This window comes from Rhodococcus sp. FW305-130 (assembly GCF_058788335.1).
Genome location: NZ_JBYTAP010000001.1, coordinates 372,539 through 392,664, shown reverse-complemented (window position 1 = coordinate 392,664; position 20,126 = coordinate 372,539). Strand labels below are relative to the sequence as shown.

General features: G+C 62.0%; 14 protein-coding genes. 8 read left to right on the top strand and 6 right to left on the bottom strand.

Annotation, left to right across the window (positions count from 1 at the left end; all coding sequences use genetic code 11):
• From AC3WQS_RS01920 to AC3WQS_RS01890, 7 genes are all read left to right on the top strand, one after another.
• Positions 1-1,881, top strand: a complete 1,881-nt coding sequence (locus tag AC3WQS_RS01920) for a dipeptide/oligopeptide/nickel ABC transporter permease/ATP-binding protein (protein WP_020909058.1) — start codon at positions 1-3, stop codon at positions 1,879-1,881.
• A complete protein-coding gene (locus tag AC3WQS_RS01915) occupies positions 1,878-2,669 on the top strand; it encodes an ABC transporter ATP-binding protein (protein WP_003940215.1) in 792 nt (263 codons plus the stop codon). Before AC3WQS_RS01920 ends, AC3WQS_RS01915 begins: the two co-directional genes overlap by 4 nt.
• Entirely contained in the window at positions 2,666-6,025 is a 3,360-nt protein-coding gene (locus AC3WQS_RS01910) for a serine hydrolase (protein WP_492713329.1), read from the top strand. Before AC3WQS_RS01915 ends, AC3WQS_RS01910 begins: the two co-directional genes overlap by 4 nt.
• Entirely contained in the window at positions 6,022-7,185 is a 1,164-nt protein-coding gene (locus AC3WQS_RS01905; protein WP_134999049.1) for a M20/M25/M40 family metallo-hydrolase, read from the top strand. The genes AC3WQS_RS01910 and AC3WQS_RS01905 overlap by 4 nt, the downstream gene beginning before the upstream one ends.
• Complete coding sequence (locus AC3WQS_RS01900; protein ID WP_029256203.1) at positions 7,163-7,984, top strand: GNAT family N-acetyltransferase; 822 nt, start codon at positions 7,163-7,165, stop codon at positions 7,982-7,984. Before AC3WQS_RS01905 ends, AC3WQS_RS01900 begins: the two co-directional genes overlap by 23 nt.
• The gene (gene menC, locus AC3WQS_RS01895) at positions 7,974-9,107 is read left to right on the top strand and encodes an o-succinylbenzoate synthase (protein ID WP_387403076.1); all 1,134 of its coding nucleotides are present in this window, start codon (positions 7,974-7,976) and stop codon (positions 9,105-9,107) included. Before AC3WQS_RS01900 ends, menC begins: the two co-directional genes overlap by 11 nt.
• A 122-nt stretch (positions 9,108-9,229) precedes the next feature.
• Entirely contained in the window at positions 9,230-9,910 is a 681-nt protein-coding gene (locus tag AC3WQS_RS01890) for a 3'-5' exonuclease (protein WP_492713330.1), read from the top strand.
• A 21-nt stretch (positions 9,911-9,931) separates the two neighbouring features.
• On the opposite strand, the gene AC3WQS_RS01885 is transcribed toward AC3WQS_RS01890, so the two are convergent.
• Genes AC3WQS_RS01885 through AC3WQS_RS01870 form a run of 4 tightly spaced genes read right to left on the bottom strand, consistent with a single transcriptional unit; the run spans position 9,932 to position 16,896 of the window.
• Positions 9,932-11,827, bottom strand: coding sequence for an alkyl/aryl-sulfatase (locus AC3WQS_RS01885; protein WP_020909064.1), 1,896 nt, complete (start codon positions 11,825-11,827; stop codon positions 9,932-9,934).
• A 41-nt stretch (positions 11,828-11,868) separates the two neighbouring features.
• Positions 11,869-13,773: a glycosyltransferase family 2 protein gene (locus tag AC3WQS_RS01880; RefSeq protein WP_205906830.1), complete on the bottom strand. Its 1,905-nt coding sequence runs from the start codon at positions 13,771-13,773 to the stop codon at positions 11,869-11,871.
• A 13-nt stretch (positions 13,774-13,786) separates the two neighbouring features.
• Positions 13,787-15,703 (bottom strand): hypothetical protein, encoded by a 1,917-nt coding sequence (locus AC3WQS_RS01875; protein WP_084324836.1) that lies wholly within the window; start codon positions 15,701-15,703, stop codon positions 13,787-13,789.
• The gene (locus AC3WQS_RS01870; protein ID WP_020909067.1) at positions 15,700-16,896 is read right to left on the bottom strand and encodes an NAD-dependent epimerase/dehydratase family protein; all 1,197 of its coding nucleotides are present in this window, start codon (positions 16,894-16,896) and stop codon (positions 15,700-15,702) included. The genes AC3WQS_RS01875 and AC3WQS_RS01870 overlap by 4 nt, the downstream gene beginning before the upstream one ends.
• 358 nt (positions 16,897-17,254) lie before the next feature.
• On the opposite strand from AC3WQS_RS01870, the gene AC3WQS_RS01865 reads away from it, so the two are divergent.
• Entirely contained in the window at positions 17,255-18,496 is a 1,242-nt protein-coding gene (locus tag AC3WQS_RS01865) for a DUF1254 domain-containing protein (RefSeq protein WP_492713331.1), read from the top strand.
• A gap of 75 nt (positions 18,497-18,571) precedes the next feature.
• On the opposite strand, the gene AC3WQS_RS01860 is transcribed toward AC3WQS_RS01865, so the two are convergent.
• On the bottom strand, positions 18,572-19,540 hold the full coding sequence (locus AC3WQS_RS01860; protein ID WP_020909070.1) for a TIGR00341 family protein: 969 nt from the start codon (positions 19,538-19,540) through the stop codon (positions 18,572-18,574).
• Between the two features lie 13 nt (positions 19,541-19,553).
• A complete protein-coding gene (locus tag AC3WQS_RS01855) occupies positions 19,554-20,009 on the bottom strand; it encodes a DUF6069 family protein (RefSeq protein ID WP_020909071.1) in 456 nt (151 codons plus the stop codon).
• Positions 20,010-20,126: the final 117 nt, after the last annotated feature.

Here is a 20,126-nt window from a genome sequence, read left to right as displayed (position 1 = left end):
TTGAGCACCTCACCTACGGCCCCCACTGCGGCCCCCAAGACGCCCCCGCGACGACACTGGATCGTCGGAACGTTCCGCACCCCATTGGGAATCCTGGCCCTCACCTTCCTGACCGCTCTGATCGCCCTCGTCATCTTCGGACCGATGATCTGGGGTGACGCCGCTGTCGCAGCCAACCCGAAGGCACTCTCTCAGGGACCGAGTTCCGAGCACATCTTCGGCACCGACGCCGGCGGGCGTGACGTCTTCGCCCGCACGATGACCGCCGCGAGACTGTCGGTGCTCATGGCTCTCGGAGCCGTCGCACTCGGTGTCACAATTGGCCTGATACTCGGTACGCTCCCGACGCTCGCACCCCGCTGGGTCGGACGCATGGTCGTGGCATTCCTCAACTTCGCCATCGCGTTCCCCGGTCTCCTTCTGGCCATCTTCCTGTTGGTCGTTCTCGGACAGGGTGCGGGCAGCGCGGTGATCGCCATCGGTCTCGCCCTGGCCTCGCCGTTCGCGAGGTTGACGTACGCACTGGCTTCGTCGGTCAACGGACGCGACTTCATCGACGCAGCACGCATCCTCGGGGTCACCAAGCCGGGGCTGCTGTTCCGCCACATTCTCCCCAATATCCGTGAACCACTCATCGTCAATGCCAGCATCGCTGTCGGCAGCGGCCTGGTGGTCTTCGCCGGACTCTCGTTCCTCGGCTTGGGCATTCAGCCGCCTGCATTCGACTGGGGCCGGATGCTCAACGAAGGTCTGTCGAAGATCTTCGTCAACCCGGCCACCGCACTTGCCCCCGGCATCGCCGTCGTGCTCGCCGGCTTGACCTTCACGCTGCTCGGCGAGGCCATTGCTCGCGGCGCGGGAGTTCGCAGCCCGATCAGCAGTCGCCTGCCGAAGTGGAAGCCGATCAACAGGAAAACTGCCCAGGCCGATTCGGCGCCCAGCGACGAGGACGCAGTTCTCACCGTCCGCAACATGTCCGTCGCAGTCCCCGCGGGTGACGACTGGCGTCGCCCCGTCGACAACATCAGTTTTACAGTTCATCGCGGCGAAACCGTGGGCATCGTCGGTGAATCCGGCTCCGGAAAGTCACTGAGTTGCATGGCAATCGCGCAGCTGACCGACCACCCCACCGTGGTCGACGCCGGGCTCATCGAGTTCGACGGCACCGTGCTGATGAAGGACGGGAAGCGGCCGGACAACGCGGCTTCGCGCAAGGTTGCCCGCCAACTCGGCACACGTATGGCGATGGTGTTCCAGGATCCGATGTCGTCCATGAATCCGTCTCTCAAGGTCGGATACCAGGTCGCCGAGATCGGTTGGCTCCACGAAGGTATGAGCAAGGTCGACGCGAAGAAGGCGGCAGTCGAGCGACTGAACGCCGTCAAGATCCCCGACGCGCCCAGGCGTGCGAAGCAGTACCCCCACGAGTTCTCCGGCGGTATGCGTCAGCGCGCGATGATCGCCATGGGTCTGATGGGCAAGCCCGCTCTGATCATCGCGGACGAACCCACCACTGCGCTCGATGTGACCGTTCAGCGTGAGGTCCTCGGGCTGCTCCACGAGGTTCGCGAAGAAACCGGTGCCGCAATCCTTCTCATCTCGCACGATATGGCCGTCATCACCGGCATGTGCACCCGTGTCCTGGTCATGTTTGCCGGCGAAATCGTCGAAGACATCGCAGTCGACGATCTGATTGCCGGTCGTGCAAAGCATCCGTACACCCGCGCGCTGATCGCCGCGGTCCCCACCATGAGCACCGATCGCGACAAGCCGCTTGCCACCGTCGACGAAGCCTGGCAGGTGGAGAGCCTCGATGCCGAGGAGAGCACCGCCGACATCGAGTTGGAAGAACTGTTGGCTGTTGCAGAGGAGATCCGATGAGCAGGCTCGAATTCCGTGACGTCAACGTCCACCTCGGTAGCGGTTCGAAAAAATTCCACGCCGTCAAGAACATCAATCTCGACATCCCCTCCGGATCGGTGGTCGGTCTCGTCGGTGAATCGGGTTCCGGAAAGTCGACACTGGCGCGAGCAACTGTCGGCTTGGCCGAGCCCAGTTCCGGCCAGATCCTTCTCGACGGTGTGGACGTCGCTCACGCCCGCGGCGCGACCGCTCGTCTGCGCCACCGGATCCAGATGGTCTTCCAAGATCCGTACTCGTGCCTCGACCCGCGAATGACCATCGGCCAGTCACTCGCCGAGGCGCTGCGGTCCACCGAGCGTCGTGACAAAGCTCGCCGCAGCCGCGGCGACCGCGCTGCCGAGGTGGCTCGACTCCTCACCACCGTCCAACTGCCGGTGGAGAAGGCGCACGAATACCCGTCGTCGTTGTCTGGCGGTCAGCGCCAACGCGTTGCCCTCGCGCGGGCTTTGGCAGCCGCACCGGCAGTTCTGCTTGCCGACGAAATCACCTCCGCTCTGGACGTGTCCGTGCAGGGCGCGGTTCTGAATCTGTTGGTGGATTTGCAGAAGCAGCTGGGTCTGACGGTTCTGTTCGTCAGCCACAACCTGGCGGTGATCCGCTATGTCTGTGACCACGTCGCAGTCATGCTCGGCGGCGAAATCGTCGAGCACGGGCCGGTTCTCGACGTAATCGATTCGCCCAAGGAGCCGTACACGGCAAAGCTGTTGTCCGCGATCCCGACCTTCGGGGAGCCGATGTTCCAATGACAACGCCGACCACTCTCGACTCCCCCGCTGCCGTAGCCCGTGCCGAAGAACGTCGTTCGGCGAGAATCCAGGATTACGCGTCCGTGGTCACACCGGCCAGCATCGCCGTCTCAGCGTCGGGACGCATTGCATACGTACGTACCGAAGCGAATCCGGCCGCGGATACCAACGAGCACTCGATCTGGTTGGCTTCCCCGCAACTACAGCTCACCGCTGGACCTGCCGACACCTCGCCGGCATGGCATCCCGTTTCCACGCTGTTGGTCTTCGTTCGGCCGGATTCCTCGGGCACACCGCAACTGTGGAAGGTCGACGCCACCGGCGGGCCCGCCGTTCAGATGACCACCACGGCGCAGCTCCCGCTCGGCGCTGGGGCACCAGTGTTCTCTCCCGACGGTGCTCGAATCGCCTTCAGTGCCCCGGTCGACCGCACTGCCGCCGGATCGTCACACCTCTTGGTGGCGAAACGCCTCAACTACAAGGTCGACGGATCCGGTGTACGGGGCAGCGTTCGGGCGCACTTGTTCGAGTTCGATCTGGCCGCCAGCTCGCTTCGGCAACTGACGGACGGCGATTGGGACGCTTCGCATCCCGCGTACAGTCCCGACGGCACCGAACTTGCTTTCACCGCGGCGATGGACGGCAATGCCGATCTGACACGGGCGAGCTCCGCGTGGACCGTATCGCTGACTGATCTCGCCTCGGCTCCGCGGATGCTGGGGCACGCACGCGGCATCGCCGGACCACTGACGTGGACACCTGTCGGCGACGCCGTCGTAGCAGTCGGTTGGCACACGCCGATCATTCACAACAACGAACTTCTTGTCCTGCACCGCGACCAGCGAGTGGAAGACCGCAGTCTGACATCCGCACTCGACCGAAACGTCATGCCTGGCGGGACCGGTTATCCCGGTGGCGCACCGCGTTTCACCGCCGACGGCGACATCGTCTTCTGCATCCGCAACCACGGCTCCACCGAACTGCACAAGGTCGATTTCGGATCAGGCTCCGTCTCACCACTTCTCACCGGAGAACAGACAGTGGTCTCCGGTCTTGCCCTGACCTCTGGGAAGGCCGTCGTCGCGCTGGCAACGGCGACGTCCTTCGGTGAGGTCGCCGTCATCGACCTCGAGACTCGTGCAGTCGAAACCGTCACCGAATTGAACACGGAACTGACAACTTCCGTCGCGTTTCCAGTCGCCTCCGAGCGTTGGTTCGACATCAGCGACGGCACCCGTGTTCAGGGTTGGATCCTGCGCGACCCGAACGTCACGGGCGCCGGTCCGCTGGTTCTGGACGTCCACGGCGGACCACACAATGCCTGGACCGGTACACCCACCCCGATGCACGCGTACCACGCGGAACTGGTCGCGCTCGGATACACGGTCTTGATGATCAATCCGCGGGGAAGCGACGGCTACGGCAACAAGTTCTTCGACGGTGTGCGTGACGGTTGGGGTGAGGCGGATCGCGCCGACCTGCTCGAGCCGGTCGAAACCCTTGTCGCCGAAGGGATGGCCGATCCGAAGCAACTGGTGCTCACGGGCTACAGCTACGGCGGATTCATGACGTGCGCCCTGACGTCCGTCACCGATCGGTTTGCCGTCGCAGTCGCTGGCGGCCTTGTCTGCGACATCGCGAACACGGCGGGCCCCTCGGACGAAGGCATCTTGCTGCAGACGGTCGAATTCGACCCGCAGTCATCTCGGGTACAGGAACTTTCGCCGCTGGGGCGAGTCTCCCAGGTGACGACACCGACGCTGATACTTCACGGCGGTAGCGACGTCCGCTGCCCGGTCAACCAGGCAGAACAGTGGTTCGGTGGACTGCGTTTGGCCGGCACCCCGACCGAACTGGTGGTCTTCCCGGGCGCGTCGCATGCCTTTGTGCTGACGGGTCGACCCTCCCACCGTCTGGATTACAGCACCCGTCTCGTCGACTGGATCGAACGTCATCTCTCGCCTACGCCGGCACTGACCACGGTCGATCCCGACTACTGGCAGTACCGACTCGACACCCTGAGCGCGAAGTACGGGGTACCCGGTGCTTCGCTCGGAATTCTGACCACTACCCGCAGCGGTTTCGACCGCACCGTGGTGACGTCCGGTGTCGTCAGTACCCGCACCGGTGTCGCGGCCACTCCCGACACGTTGTTCCAGATGGGTTCGATCAGCAAGGTCTGGACGGCCACCCTGATCATGCAACTCGTCGAAGAAGGATTACTGGACCTCGACTCGCCTGTCCGGAACATCTTGCCGGACTTCGCAGTTGCCGACGCGGTAGCCACCGAAACAGTCACCACTCGCCACCTGTTGACTCACACCAGTGGCATCGACGGTGACGTCTTCATCGACGGCGGACGCGGCGACGACTGCGTCGAGCGATACGTCGCAGCCCTGACATCGACGGTGCAGCTCTTCGCACCCGGTACCGATTGGTCGTACTGCAACACCGGCTTCGTCATCGCCGGACGAATCATCGAGGTTCTCCGAGGCAAGAGTTGGGACGCGGTTCTGCGTGAGCGGATCATCGAGCCGCTCGGCCTGACCAAGACCACGACCTTGCCCGAGGAGACGGCACTGCACCGCGCTGCGGTCGGGCATGTCGGCGGTGCCGACAATCTCGCGCAGACACCACAATTCCTCATCCCTCGCTCGATGGGCCCCGCCGGTCTCATCAACAGCACCGCCGAGGACCTTCTTCTGTTCGCGCAGGATTCGATGCGCGAGGATCCGATTCTGCTTCAGCGGTCCACCCATCTGGCGATGCTCGAGGAGCGCCGCCAGATCGGAGAGGTGTCATCTGCAGACATCATGGGAACCACGTGGCTGCTGCACAATTGGGACGGGGTGCTGGCGCATGGTCACAACGGTGGAACCCTCGGACAGCAGTCCTTCTTGCGGGTGGTCCCGTCCTGCGGCATTGCGGTAGTCCTGATGGCCAACGGCGGTGCGATGGACGCTCTCTCGGGCGACCTTCTCGCCGAGGTGATCGGTTCCATCGGCGGCGTCGCCGTGACACCGGCATTTTCGCCTGGAGACCCCGCCACCCGCACCACGTCCTCACCTGAGGAACTCGATGCGCTGTGCGGTCTGTACCGCGATGCTGCTGCCGATTTCGTCCTGGAAAGGACCGGGAGTTCCCTGACCGCCCGCCGCACCGAGCACATCGACCCTTCGGTCAACGCCGAAAGCGCAGAGTCCGTCTCTCTCAGCCTGATCGAAGTTCACCCTGGAGTATTCGCGACCCAACTACCTCAATCAGCGGGTTGGATCCGGATCACTTTCTCCGACACCGGGAGTACACAATTGCTACACGTCGGAAGCCGCGCGTATCCGCGAGTGAACAACCGATGACCATTCTCCGCGATCTGGCCGAGCGCCAACTTCCTCAGATCCTCGAGGACGCCATCGCGCTCATCGAAGTCGAGTCGCCGTCGCACGATCTCGAAGCTGTTGCCCGCAGCGCGAAGTGGACGTCAGACCTTGTCCACGAACGACTCGGAGTGACACCGGAGTCGATAGTGACGGAAGGCCGAACCCATCTGGTGACCCGTTTCGGCAGCTCACCGACGCGGCTGATGCTGCTCGGTCACCACGACACCGTGTGGCCGATCGGAACCCTGACGCGCCTACCCGCAGCGGTCACCGACGGCGCACTTCGAGGTCCGGGTGGCCTCGACATGAAACTTGGTGTCGTTCAGGCAATCCACGCCCTCGCCATCGTCCGAGAGTTGCACGGCGACGATGCACTCGACGGAATCACTCTCCTGGTCACCGGTGACGAAGAAATCGGTTCGCCCACGTCGCGGTCACTGATCGAGGACCTCGCGGCGGGCGCGGTACTGGTTCTCGAGGCCGGCGGAGACGGCGGCGAACTGAAGACTGTCCGCAAGGGAGTGTCGCTGTATCGGATCCATGTTGCCGGTCGCGCCGCGCACGCCGGACTGGAGCCGGAAAAGGGCGTCAACGCTGCAGTAGAACTGGCTCGTCTCGTGATCGAGATCAACGACTTGTCCTCGCCGGCGCAGGCAACCACCGTCACCCCGACCGTCATTTCAGCCGGAACTACGACCAACACCGTTCCGGCAGAAGCCTTTGTCGACGTGGACGTGCGCGCAACCAGCGCTGCCGAGCAGGAACGGGTCGATGAGAATATCCGAGCCCTGCAGGCAATCCACCCCGAAGCCGTAGTCACGGTCTCGGGTGGTGTCAACCGTCCACCTCTCGAAGCGACGATGTCCGCACCGTTGCTGGCGTTGGCGGAACGTGTTGCGCTCGAGCATGATCTGACTCCTCCCGTCGGGCTCGCCGTAGGCGGAGCCTCGGACGGAAACTTCACTGCCGGTATCGGTATCCCCACCCTCGACGGCCTCGGTGGCGTCGGCGGCGGTGCACACGCCGAGACCGAGCATGCGCTCGTGTCCGCTATCGCCCCGAGGACGGCGTTGGTTGCGGGCCTTATTCGTTCGATCACGTCTGAAGGGGGCCCTCGTGTCGAAAAGCAAAGCGGTTGAGTTTCGAGAGCTGGTCGACAATCGCGAAATAGCCGATCTATCTGCCGTTTTCGACGAGATCTGGGCTACCAGTCCCGGACCGGCTCATTTCGGCACGGCGATGTTGGTTGCGCTTCATCACGGTGGTCACTACGTGGTGGGAGCCTTTTCCGAAGGCGAAATGATCGGTGGTTGTGTCGGATTCTTCGTCGAGCCTCTCGGCGAGGTTCTGCACTCACACATCGCCGGAGTACTACCGGGACACGCAGGCAAGGGAATCGGCCGCGCCCTCAAGCATCATCAGCGAGACTGGTGCATCGAGCGCGGTGTCAGGACGATCCGGTGGACCTTCGATCCACTGGTCGCACGAAATGCCTATTTCAACATTCAGCGTCTCGGTGCCGCACCGACCGAATACAACCCGGATTTCTACGGTTCGATGGCAGACGGCATCAACGCAGGCGACGCCAGCGATCGTATGCTCGTCAGTTGGGATCTCGACGTCGATGGATCTCCGAGTTCTGCTGTGGCCGTGAATGATACATTCAAGGTGCTTCAACCCACCGAGGACGGTACGCCTCGAATGCTCCCGATCCCACCCGACTGCATCGATATCGCAGTCGGAATACCCCGAGACATCGAGCATCTGAGAACAGTCGACCGCGCCTCTGCCTTTGCCTGGCGACACGCGCTTCGCGAGTACCTCGAACCACTGATCGCCTCGAAGGAATGGCAATCGACCGGCTTCGACCCCAGCGGCTATTACACGTTCACGAAAATCTGCGAGACAACCGGAGAAGAGCAAGTCCATGCACATTGAGTCCGTCGAATTGCGCGAACTGCGCATCCCTCTCGTCTCCCCCTTCACCACGTCATTCAGCACCCAGCTCGAGCGCAACACCCTCGTCCTGAAGGTGAGCGGTACCACCGACGGCCCTAATGGCCCGGTGGAGACTATCGGCTGGGGCGAGTGCGGCTCGCTCAGCGATCCGTACTACAACTCCGAATACACAGCTGGTGCTCGGGCGATGCTTCGCGAGTATCTCGTTCCGACGCTACGTAAGTCGCAGTCGGATCAGCCGCTCACCGCCGAGACTGTCGGCAGCGTACTTCACCACATCGTGGGTCACCAGATGTCCAAGTCGGCTATCGAAATGGCAATTCTCGATGCTGAATTGCGCGCTCGCGGACAGTCTTTCGCTCGGTACCTCGGTGCCACTCGCACGCGAGTTCCCTCGGGAGTGTCCGTCGGCATCCAGGACAGCATCCCTCAGCTGCTAGAGACCGTCGGCAACTATCTGTCGCAGGGGTACGTGCGAATCAAGCTGAAGATCAAGCCGGGCTGGGACATCGCTCCCGTGGCTGCGGTGCGCAAGGAGTTCGGCTACGACGTTCCTCTACAGGTCGACGCGAATGCCGCGTACACCCTCGTCGACGCGCAGTTGCTCCGTCGCCTGGACGAATTCGCACTGCTCCTCATCGAACAGCCGCTGGCCGAGGACGATTTGGTGCAGCACGCCAAGCTCGCCCAGTCCCTCTCGACTCCGATCTGCCTCGACGAGTCGGTCGAGTCGGCCAAGGATGCGGCGGATGCCATCACGCTCGGTGCCGCTTCGGTCATCAACATCAAGCCGAGCCGTGTCGGTGGATATCTGGAAGCCAAGCGCATCCACGATCTCGCCTCGGCACACGGTATTGCGGTGTGGTGCGGCGGAATGCTCGAGACCGGAATCGGCCGCGCCGCCAACGCGGCCCTCGCGGCGCTGGACGGGTTCACGCTGCCCGGCGACATCTCGGCGTCCGATCGCTTCTACAAGGAGGACATCACCGAACCGTTTGTCATCGAGGACGGCCACATCGCCGTGCCGCAGGGACCGGGCTTCGGTGTGACTCCACGTGAAGACGTCATGGATCGCTTCACGGTCGGAACCGAGACTCTGTAGGTCCACACAGTCACGCAGCAGCCACCTCCACCTTCACCCGGCGGAGGTGGCTGTTCGTCGTTTCTGTCGGTAGGGAGGTGCATAGTGATTCGGACATGACGTTCTGCACCGAAAGGCCCCCGATGAGTAGCTGGTCCGATCGCCCGATCTGCGCGTTCGACCTCGAGACCACGGGGCGGAATCCGTCGAATGCTCGCATCGTCAGTGCCTGCGTCGCGGTCATCGACGGTTCGAATGTCGAAACACGCACGTGGTTACTCGATCCCGGCGTCGATATCCCCGCCGACGCTTCGGCTATTCACGGAATCAGCACCGAGTACGCGGCGCGGCACGGCCAGAACTACGCCGAGGGCTACGAAGAGATTCGCGATGCTCTGCATAATTCCTGGGCGCGCGATCACGCCGTCGTGGCGTTCAATGCCTCCTATGATCTGACGGTCATGCATGCCGAGGGTCTGCGCATCGGCAAGCCCGCATTCGTTCCCGGGTTGGTGATTGATCCGTACGTGATCGATCGGGCGATGGATACGTTCCGCAAGGGCAAGCGAACGCTTGCGGCCGTGTGCGAGCACTACGGAATTTCATTGGAGTCGGCGCACGAAGCCGAGGCCGATGCCAAAGCGGCGGCGGCGTTGGCCCGCGAGTTGGCCGTGCGGTTCCCCGACCTCCTGGGGCTCGATCTCATGGTCGATCAAGCCGATTGGCACGCCGAGCGCCAGCGTGATTTCGCCGAGTACCTACTCAGCCAGGGCCGGGACGTAGGAGACGTCCACGGCCAGTGGCCGATTCGCGTTATCGCCTGATCCGGGCAATCGAGTACGCCGTCAGTCGGGAGTCACGATCGCGAAGTTCTTGTCGCCGGGATCCAACACCGCGGCAAGTCGCGCCAGAACCGACTCGTCCCCGGTGAGCGCGATGCCGGCATCGGCAAGCCCTTCGGCGGACAATCCGCCGAGAGCCAACGCAGGCAGCGATCGTTTGGTCGTGGACAGGATCGCGTCCGCAGGATCCTTTTGACTGTGCGCACTGTAGGTCAGGACTCCGTTGGCGAGCCGCAATCGGTAGCGTTCGTCGACATCGGTCAGCACGACGTCGATGGACAGTCGTTCATTCCAGGCACTCGGACCGTCAACTTGAATCGCTATGGCGTCGAACAACATTGCAGGTGTCAGCTGCGCGATTACATCCGGGGCGGTGGTTTCGGTGGGGGTGCCGAACTGGCCACCACGCAGTTCTGTGGTACCGGAGAGATACCAGTTGCGCCAGGTGCCGTTCTCCGCACCGTAGCCGAGCTGTTCGTAGGTGTCGGCCAACAGCGCTTTGGCTCCGGCGTGACCAGGCTCCGAGAACACGACGTGATTGAGTACCTGTGCGACCCAACGGTAGTCGCCGGCGTCGAACGAATCACGCGCTTTGGTGACCACTGCGTCGGCGCCACCCATGAATTCGACGTACCTAATGGATTGCTCAACCGGAGTGTGTTCCCACAGACTGGCCGGGTTGCCGTCGAACCAACCGAGATAGCGTTGATAGATCGCCTTCACATTGTGGCTGATCGAACCGTAGTAACCTTTTGCGCTCCAGGCATTCTCGAGCGACGGTGGCAACTGGATCTCTTCGGCGATTTCAGGTCCGGTGAGACCTTTGTTGATCATGCGCAGCGTCTGATCGTGGACGTAGGCGTACAGATCACGCTGCGTGGCAAGGAATTCGACGACGCGGTCGTTGTCCCAAGTCGGCCAGTGGTGCGAGGCGAAGACAACTTCGACGTCGTCACCGAACATGTCGATGGTTTCGGTGAGGTATTGCGACCAACCGTGAGGATCACGCACAACAGCGCCGCGTAGGGTCAAGAGATTGTGGAAGTTGTGGGTGGCGTCTTCGGCTGCACACAGAGCTTTGAAGCCGGGAAGGTAGATCAACATTTCCGACGGTGCTTCGGTATCAGGTGCCATCTGGAAGATCATGCGGACACCGTCGACGGTCTCTTCGTGTCCGGTGGTGGTGACGATATCGGTCGGCGCGATGAGAGTGACGGTTCCGACCGACACAGTCTGTCCCAGACCTCCACCGACTTGTCCCTGCGGACCCCTGGCCAGTGCGGCACCGTACATGTAACCCGCACGTCGTCCCATCGCGGTACCCGCATACACGTTTTCGGAGACCGCGTGCTCGACGAATCCCTCCGGCGCAAAGATTTTCACGCTCCCGCCGTCGACTTCCTCCTGCGTGACGAATCCCTTCACACCACCGAAGTGATCGACGTGTGAGTGAGTGTAGACGATCGCCTTGATCGGCCGATCTCCCCGATGTTGTCGATAGAGTTCGAGCGCCGCCTTTCCCGTTTCGGCAGACAGGAGGGTGTCGATGACAACTACCCCCTCGTCGCCTTCGATGAAAGACGTGTTCGACAAGTCCATTCCGCGGACCTGATAGATGCCCGGGACTACTTCGAACAATCCGTCGATCGCGGCGAGTTTCGACTGCCGCCACAGACTGGGATTCACAGTCTCGGGTGCATCCCCTTCGAGGAACGAGTAGGTGTCGTTGTCCCAGAGAACTGTTCCGTCTTCGGCGGTCACCGCGTTCGGTTGACGGCGAGCAACAAGCCCGCGAGTGGCGTCGTCGAAATCCTGTGTATCGGCGAACGGCAGACTCCCGAGGAGCGCCTTCTGCTGACGAATGATGGTCTCGGATGCCGCGTTCGATGTCGTAGCCATACCGACATTTTGGCGCGCTGCGGTCGTCTTCGCCTCACCTTCTACGGGTGAATGATGTTCGTGACCAATGCGTCTGACCCGCGAACGGAGAAACGAGCTTCCTTCGATCTGCGACGGCCTCGTGATCGACGCAGGCGGGGGTGTTGCAGTCGCGGGTGTATCGGCGGATAGATCAGGCTCAGTGTCGATCCGAGTGTGAAGTAGCTGCGAAGCAGACGGAAGACGAGGTAGGCGGGAACGTACTTGACCGAACTCGGCCGCCAGACCAGGCACACGACGACCGTCATGATCATCGACATACCCAACAATGTCGCGACGATAGGTTGCCATTGCAGAGTCGTGAATGTCGATTGGAATGCGATTCCGGCGATACAGGCGAAAATGAGCAGTGGCGCCAGCATCGCTCGGCGTGCGGCGTTGACCAGGTTGAACGGCAACACGAACGTTCCGATCATCGTCTGCCGATCCAGGAGCAGCGCCCGGTTGCGCGCCGCGAGGTGGTAGATACTGCGAAACCACCGGGTTCGCTGCTCGAGTAGGTGCGCGTAGGACGCCGGAGTCTCGCTGTAGTACACAGCTTTCGGATCCGCCACACTGTGGTAGCCGGCGGCGGTCAGCCGCATGCAAATGTCGGTGTCTTCGCCGTTCATCCCCTGCACCATGCCGCCTACCTTGATCAACTGGCTCCGCCGATAGACCGCGAACATCCCGGGAATGCCCATGACGCCCTGATACCCGTCGAGCGAGACCTGGAAGAAGCCGTGGCGCATGTACACCTCGATCAGGCGACACTTGTCGATCCAGGTCTTTTCCTCGCGCGGCATGGGGATCCCACCGACGCAGCCGACGCGCGGGTTCGCGAAATGTCGCATCGCTGTCTCGAGGCAACCCGGGCCGATGACAGTGTCAGCGTCGATCCTGGCTACGAACTCTTCGGTGATGTGGTCGATTCCCATATTGAGTGCGATTGCCTTGCCCGGTGTCGGGCAGTCGAGGACGGTACCGGTGATGAAGCTGCATTCAGCAATGATCTGTTCTGCGACTTCGTGTGTGTTGTCGGTGGAGGCATTGTCTACGACGTAGAGGTGGATTCGTCCCGGGTATGTTCGCGCTGCGGTGTCGACGGCAGCGATGGTAGCGGCGATATCGTGCGCCTCGTTGTGAGCCGGAACAAGAATTGCCGTAGGCGGCGAGAACTCGTGACCGCGCGACTTCTTCAGCGCACGTACTCCGAGCAGTGCCGTCGAGATCGCCAGGAGTTGCTGCATGAGGAAAACTCCGGCACCGATACCTCCGAGAATTGCCCAACTCTTGAGGAGGTCGACGAGGTCGTACAGGACGTGCAATGCGATCGCGGCTCCAGCGATCGCCAGTACCAGGCATCCTGACAGTTTCAGGAACGCGCTCAGCGGTATTCGCGGGTCGAGTGGCAGCGGCCCCTGCGGGGGAAGTTGTGCCTGACGGAGGATGGTGTGAGGGAAGATCGCGAGGGCGATCAGCCCGGAGATCATCTGAGCTCCGAAGACGGAGATGGAGATGATCCCGGCGTTGTGGAGCAACCACGCCACAGTGTCGACCGCGACGCAGAACAACGCGTACTTACCCAGCAGGGAGAAGGCGAGGAATACTCTGCGCCAGATGTTCGAGTAGGCGCAGAGTGCGTAGGTGAAGAAGAACATGATCAGAAACAGCCGCAGAGGGAAGACGACCTTCCCTCGTCCCTCCGAAAAGATGACCAGGTCTCGCGGCATGTCGGTCAAACCTGAATGTACGAGGAATGTTCGGATGCACATGACGATGATCGACAACCCGGCAAAGGTGATCAGAAATCCGTTGGTCCCGCTCGACGGCCGATCGACGGCGTAGTCGGCCGGCGCGCTGTCGACAGACCGGAAATGATCGACCAGCGCACGGTCCTCGTCAGGAGCACGCAAAGCGTCAGTCATCGCACTCCCCCACTCACCGGGGTCCGTTCGCACGTGCCGGAGCGCCGGGACCCGTTGTGCCGTCGGCGTTCACGATGACGCTGCCCTGAGCCGTCATCAGTCGAGCGGATTCCGTCCCGAACGGCGGTACCGGAATCTTACCGGGTTCCCCGACAAACTGAATGGCGAGTCCCCCGGTACCTGTTGTACTGGTGGCAGTTTCGACCACCATGCCGTTGTCGAACGAGGAAATGTCGAGGGCGGATTGCTCAGGGCCGGCCAGAATTCGTCCATTGTCGATGCGCACCGGTGGATTCACTTCCGGGCTTTGCCCGATCAGCACGAATGGCTGACCCGATGCCGGTTGGGAATTCCAGAGAAACTCCGGGTCGTACCCATTCGGAATGAACTTCGTCAGCACCGGGACGACTGCGTTGAGTTCGTCCACTGCGCTCACGCTCGAAGCATCGGGTCGATAAACGGCGAATCCTGGCGCAAGCGTTCGCGGTACGGCCGTGAATCCGATCCCCGGGTCATCCCCGAGCACAAGAGCAGAAGTTGTTTCGAGTTGCATCGGGTACGTGGTCACTCGCACATCGCAGCCACCCAGATCACGGTCACGCTGGATGCTGAGGGTCAGGGTGTTTTCCAGTAGCTGCGACGTCGGCAAAGGGATCACAGTCTCCACCGAGGTCGCGCGATCGAGGCGGCGACTGTCGACCAACTGATCGTTGAGTTGAACGTTGAGAATCCAGGTGAGGTCGTCGGGAGACGCCGGGAGTTGCATCCCGACCCGAACTGATTGCGGTAGACGCCCGCCGGGTAGATCGGCGAGTGAGTACCCGATGCGCCACCGATGGTTTTCGGTGACCTGCACGACGGACGTGTCACCGCCGAGTGCATCGAGAGCCACGTCGTTGCCGCTCAACGGTTTTGTCACGAGCGCTTGCGGATCGCTCCCTTCTGAATCGGCCGTGGACACAATCGGAGTCGTGAGAAATCTCGAAATCAAGTCACCGTTCGGTTGGGTCATCGCCACCACCGCTGTGCCCTCGGCCTTTCCGAGCGTGATGGACTCAGCTTGTCCTTCCGGGGCAGACCAGCCCTGATCGACGAGTGCGTCCGTCGGGCCCACCATCACCACGTTTTCATCGCCGTCGCCTGGCAACCGGTCCGAGTACGTCACCTCGTACCCTGCTCGGGTCAACGCGATTCCCATTTGTGCTGCGGCGGTTCGCCACTGGTCACTCTGATCGACCAGGACCACGGTGAGTCGACGATCCCAGGAGACGACGGCGTCGCGAACTGTGTGTACAGGTTCCGACAAGGCCGCTTCTACGACGCTGGTGGGGTCCAGGTGCACCTGCATTCCGGCCGCGTGGTCGGGTGTGCAGGTCCGGTTGTCGAGGGTCCCTTGTACCTGCACCTGTACGCGCACCTGTCCGTCGCTCGACAACTGCTCCGGAACGTCGACCATGACGTCCAATCCGGTTTCCCCCGTGTCCAACTCACTCTTGTAGACCTGCTGACCGTCCATCCTCACGATCAGGAATACGACACTGTCCCGGGCCACCTGCGACGTCCCGGTCAATCGCAGTCGGGTCTGTTCCCGCGCCGAATCGACCGGGAAGGTGACGTCGAAACTCGTCGACGGCGAATCGTCGGTGAGCCAGACGCCGTCGTCGAATCCCGCTCCCGACAGCGACTTGGTGTAGTGACGATCCGCCGGAACATCGAGGCTGTTGTCGTCGACGTCGCGCGTGAACCACAACGGCCGCACGAACACGAACACCAGCAAGAGTACGACGGCGGCCGCAAGTACCCACCATGCCGATCGTGGAACCGAACGGCCACGTTCACCCGGAAAGTACTCGGGTTCGGCATCTTTCGCTCCCGAGCCCGGCTTGCCATCAGATGGATCTGCGCCCGGGCCATCTGTGTCGTCTTTCATGCGTCGCCTCCTGCGGCAGATGATCTCCTTGCGCTGTTCCAGTACGAGGTGGACGGTATTCGGCTCACATCGACCCGATCTGCATACTTCTGTGCGATTTCCACCGACTCCTGCAGCAGTCCGGCGTCCAGCCGAGTCGGCTCCAGACCGAGGCCGAGCAAGTGATCGTTGCGTGCACTGAGCAGGTTTTCATCAGCCTCGGCGCGGGGGTTCGGGACCTCACTGATGCGCGCGCCGATCGTCTCGGCGACCAGGCGTGCCAGATCGGAGACGCGGTGAGTTTCGGTCACCTGGTTCATCACGCGTACCCGGCCGTCGACGGCGTCCCCGGATTCTGCGGCTAATCGTATGCACCGCACTGTGTCACGAATGTTGATGAAGGCCCGAGTCTGCCCTCCGGTCCCGTGCACGGTCAAGGGATGACCGAGCGCCGCTTGAACCAGAAAGCGGTTCAGCACCGTTCCGAAATCACCGTCGTAGTCGAAGCGGTTGATCAATCGGGAATCGAGCGCTGTCTCGTCCGTCTGCGTGCCCCAGACGATGCCCTGGTGGAGGTCGGTGATCCGCACGCCGTCGTTGCGTGCGTAGAACTGGAACAGCAACTGGTCCAAGGACTTGGTGAGGTGGTAAACGCTACCGGGCGCCGTCGGGTACAGAATTTCGCGTGAATGAAGATGTCCGTCTCGGTCCGGGTAACTCACGGTCAGATAGCCTTCGGGCAGATCTACCGGCACCGACTCGTATCCGTAGACGCCCATCGTCCCGAGATGAACTACATGGGCGTCGAGGCCGGCCTGAACCACCGCGGCAAGCAGGTTGTGAGTTGCGTTGAGATTGTTGTCGACGGTGTAGCGCTTGAGTTCCGGCGATTTCATCGAGTACGGAGCAGCGCGCTGTTCCGCGAAGTGCACGATCACCTCCGGACGAACCTTGCTGAGGACATCGAGTAAGACGTCGTACTCGTGGGCCAGATCGAATTCGACGACGTCGATTCTTCGGCCGGTCACTTCCGACCAGGCCCGCACACGCTCGGAGAGAGTCGAAATCGGGGTCAGCGACTGCACCCGCAGTTCGTCGTCGATTCGACGACGAACAAAACTGTCGACGATGGTCACCTGATGCTCGTGCGCCGAAAGATGCAGTGCGCTCGGCCAACCGCAGAATCCGTCACCACCGAGTATCAGTATGCGCATGATCTCCCTTAGTTCGGCGGAGGACAGATGGACTCAGTCAGAGGGGCCTCGCACATTTCACCTGTAGCCCGAACTCCGATAGCCAATGCGATGCCATGACCACATCGACAGTCTGTAATGCCGAGATCGCATGCACTTCACCTACTACGGGTGAACATCGCGTGCATGAGCATCGACGTGGTAGTAGACACGGGCTTCGGGGGTATGGTCATCTCGTATTCCCGAGGACAACACCGATGCGAGTCCGGGAGTGACTTCTTCCGCCGACTGTCGTTTCATGTTGTGCCGCAATTCGAGACCGGGACACGATTCGAGGATCGGGTGACCGTTCGATGACGAAGCCGAGGATGTGGTTGGCGTGACGATTTCCGGAGAACTTGCCAGGGATGCGTATCTCTACGCCTATTCGATCGACGAGGCGTACAAGTTCCTGTTCGAGACGACCATCGAGCCTGGGCGCGCTGTAAACGAGTTCCAACTGTTGCGAGACCTGGCAGATGACACCTATACGGCGCACCCGTCGATCAACAACGACACACTGCACCTGCAGGGATGGTTCGATGTCGGTGCCGAACCTGTGGTTGTGACCGTCCCGGACTTCGACGAGGGGCGGTACTGGATCCTGCACACGATGGACCTCGGTCATTACACCAACGCCATGATCGGATCTCGAACGCGGGGTGCGCGAGGAGGACGCTTCCTGTTCGCCAGTGGTGTGTGGGACGGTGACATTCCGGACGGGGTCGACGAGGTTGTGCGCTCCGAGTCCGATCTGATCAAGGTCATGGCCCGCATCATGACTACCGGCGGCGACGACCTCGAGGCGGCCCGAAACCTCCAGGACCAGTGGAAGTTGGAAACGCTGTCGGTGTTCCTCGGGGTGTCTGGCCCGGGGCAACCAATCCGCGACTATCCCGATCCGAAATCGACGAACTGGCTCGCGCGCACCAACTTTGTCCTGGCTGCCGGTTCAATGGCCCGAGCAGATGCGGAATGGCTGACGAAGTACCACGACATCGGTTTGGAGCCGGGGAAAACTGAATTCACACCTGAGCAACTGGATGCCGCCGAGCGCGGAGAGCAGCTTGGGATGGCACATATCCGTGATCTCGCGCCTGAGATGACGAACGCGGGAAAGCTGCTGGGCACACGGGCCGACCTTCAGGACGGGCCGCGCGATCTCTTCGCCGAGGGAACGTATCTCGGCCAGTGGGGGCTGCCACCGGTCGAGTCGGTGTACGTCAAGGTCGAGTCAGGCTCCGACGGGCAACCGATCAACGGCGCGCATGGCAAGACGTACCGTGCGCGCCTTCTCCCTCCGGAGGTGAGCGAATTCTGGTCGTTCACCGTCTATGGTTCTGACGATCGCTTGATGGCGCACAATGCGATCAATCGTCACAGTCGCGGCGATCGCACGCTGATCATGGACGACGACGGTTACTTTACGATCGTGCTGAGCGCGGACGTCGACGCCAACGCAGAGAATCCGAACTTCCTACCCATTCCGGAGAAAGACGCCTACCTCATCATGCGAATGTACGGCCCGAGCAAGGCCGTTCAGGACGGCGAATACCTGACACCGTCCTTCTACGTCACTTGATCGAGCGCCTCGACTGAAGCCACCGATGAATTGCCGACCGACATTCGACGCGTGACGGCCACCGATTGATCACGGTTACCCAGCCGCGATCCTCGTCCCGACGGTATGGACGATCTGAACGTCCGGGTTCCACGGAATCAGTGCGTCGATCGATGCCTCCAGTTCATCCAGTGGGGGAAGGGTTTCCGGGCCGAGCACGTCGATGGTGGCGGTACTGCCCTGCCAGGTGACATCGGTGACCTCGGCTCCCGGAGTGTCTGAGAGCCACTGTTGCGCCGCGCTCCCGATCTGCCTCGCCCACAACGACGACAGGGAGTTGCCGACCATCGGAATCGCGACGACGATCAACAGAGCGGCAAGCACGAGGTATGCCCGCCGCCGCGACGTCTTCAAGATCCCGGCGTCGCGCGCGTACCCAGCTGCGACGAACACGCCTGTCGCAGTGATGATCATGGCAACCACGTTCGATGCGAACAGTACAAACGCGCCCACCGCCAAACTCGGTGACCCCGAGCCGAGACAGACACCTACCACCGCCAACGGTGGGACAAGCGAAATTGCGATGGCAACACCGGGAAGTACGTCGCCGACATCCTTGCGCGCGATCGCGATGGCCCCGACCAAACCGGTCGCAAGTGCTGCCGTCAAGTCCATCAACGTCGGCGAAGTACGCCCAAGCACTTGGGAATTGGTCAGCACGTTGGAGGGATTCGGCAATACCTGAGCGAACGCGACACCCAATACGACGACGAGGCAGATACCACCGACGACATAGACCAGGCTCCGCCCCACCAAAGCGCCTTGGCCAGTTGTGATGCCCAACCCGACCCCGAGAATCGGCGTCGACAAGGGAGCGACGATCATCGCTCCGATGACGGTTGCCGTGGAATCGCCCACGACACCGGCCACGGCGATCACGGCAGACAGCGTCAGCATCACCCAGAAGGCGGATCGCTTCGAATCTCGGTCCCCCACCGAGAAATTGAGCTTTTCGTCGAGCTCCGCCAATGTGCGCCGTTGTGCTTGCGGAACCACCCCGTTCACGGTCGATACTCCATCACACGCCGATACGGCGGGTGGTCTGCGCTGACCCTGCGACCCCGGTGAGCAACGAGACGATCGCGATTCCGACGACGAAGTAGATTGCGGCGCTGGCGACTCGCGATGCGGTGGTCGCTGCGATCGTGAACGGCCACAGCGCGGTGGCGATCGTTGCGAGGATTCCGATCCACGCGAAGAAGTTCGACGCACGTGGCGTCGACACCATCAACGCATGCAGAAGTGCGGTAGCGACCAGCGCTGCGATCGCGGCGCTGAGAGCAAGCGAGCCGGCTTGGGAATTCCCCGGCATCCGCTCCGGTGTGATGACCGGAGTGTCGAGGATTCCCCGCACGATCAGTAGTCCGACGACCGCGGCCAGGGCCGCGACGAGCGCAGTTGCGGCCCCGCCCGCCCACAGTCGTTGTGCATTGACGGCGGGAGTCGCCGGACTGTCTGGTTGGAACTGGCTCATCGAGAGACTCCTTCACCGATACCGGATAGGGCTGTCCTTCCGAACTGTATGCGTTTCGGGACGGCACACATTCACCCTCGACGGGTGAAAAACACGGCGCTCTCGACTCTTCGACGG

Excerpts from the sequence above, each read along its gene's own strand:
- AC3WQS_RS01870 (WP_020909067.1), bottom strand. The coding sequence starts at position 16,896 with ATGCGCATACTGATACTCGGTGGTGACGGATTCTGCGGTTGGCCGAGC.
- AC3WQS_RS01910 (WP_492713329.1), top strand. The coding sequence starts at position 2,666 with ATGACAACGCCGACCACTCTCGACTCCCCCGCTGCCGTAGCCCGTGCC.
- AC3WQS_RS01915 (WP_003940215.1), top strand. The coding sequence starts at position 1,878 with ATGAGCAGGCTCGAATTCCGTGACGTCAACGTCCACCTCGGTAGCGGT.
- menC (WP_387403076.1), top strand. The coding sequence starts at position 7,974 with ATGCACATTGAGTCCGTCGAATTGCGCGAACTGCGCATCCCTCTCGTC.
- AC3WQS_RS01855 (WP_020909071.1), bottom strand. The coding sequence starts at position 20,009 with ATGAGCCAGTTCCAACCAGACAGTCCGGCGACTCCCGCCGTCAATGCA.
- AC3WQS_RS01880 (WP_205906830.1), bottom strand. The coding sequence starts at position 13,773 with ATGACTGACGCTTTGCGTGCTCCTGACGAGGACCGTGCGCTGGTCGAT.
- AC3WQS_RS01890 (WP_492713330.1), top strand. The coding sequence starts at position 9,230 with ATGAGTAGCTGGTCCGATCGCCCGATCTGCGCGTTCGACCTCGAGACC.
- AC3WQS_RS01885 (WP_020909064.1), bottom strand. The coding sequence starts at position 11,827 with ATGGCTACGACATCGAACGCGGCATCCGAGACCATCATTCGTCAGCAG.
- AC3WQS_RS01875 (WP_084324836.1), bottom strand. The coding sequence starts at position 15,703 with ATGAAAGACGACACAGATGGCCCGGGCGCAGATCCATCTGATGGCAAG.
- AC3WQS_RS01905 (WP_134999049.1), top strand. The coding sequence starts at position 6,022 with ATGACCATTCTCCGCGATCTGGCCGAGCGCCAACTTCCTCAGATCCTC.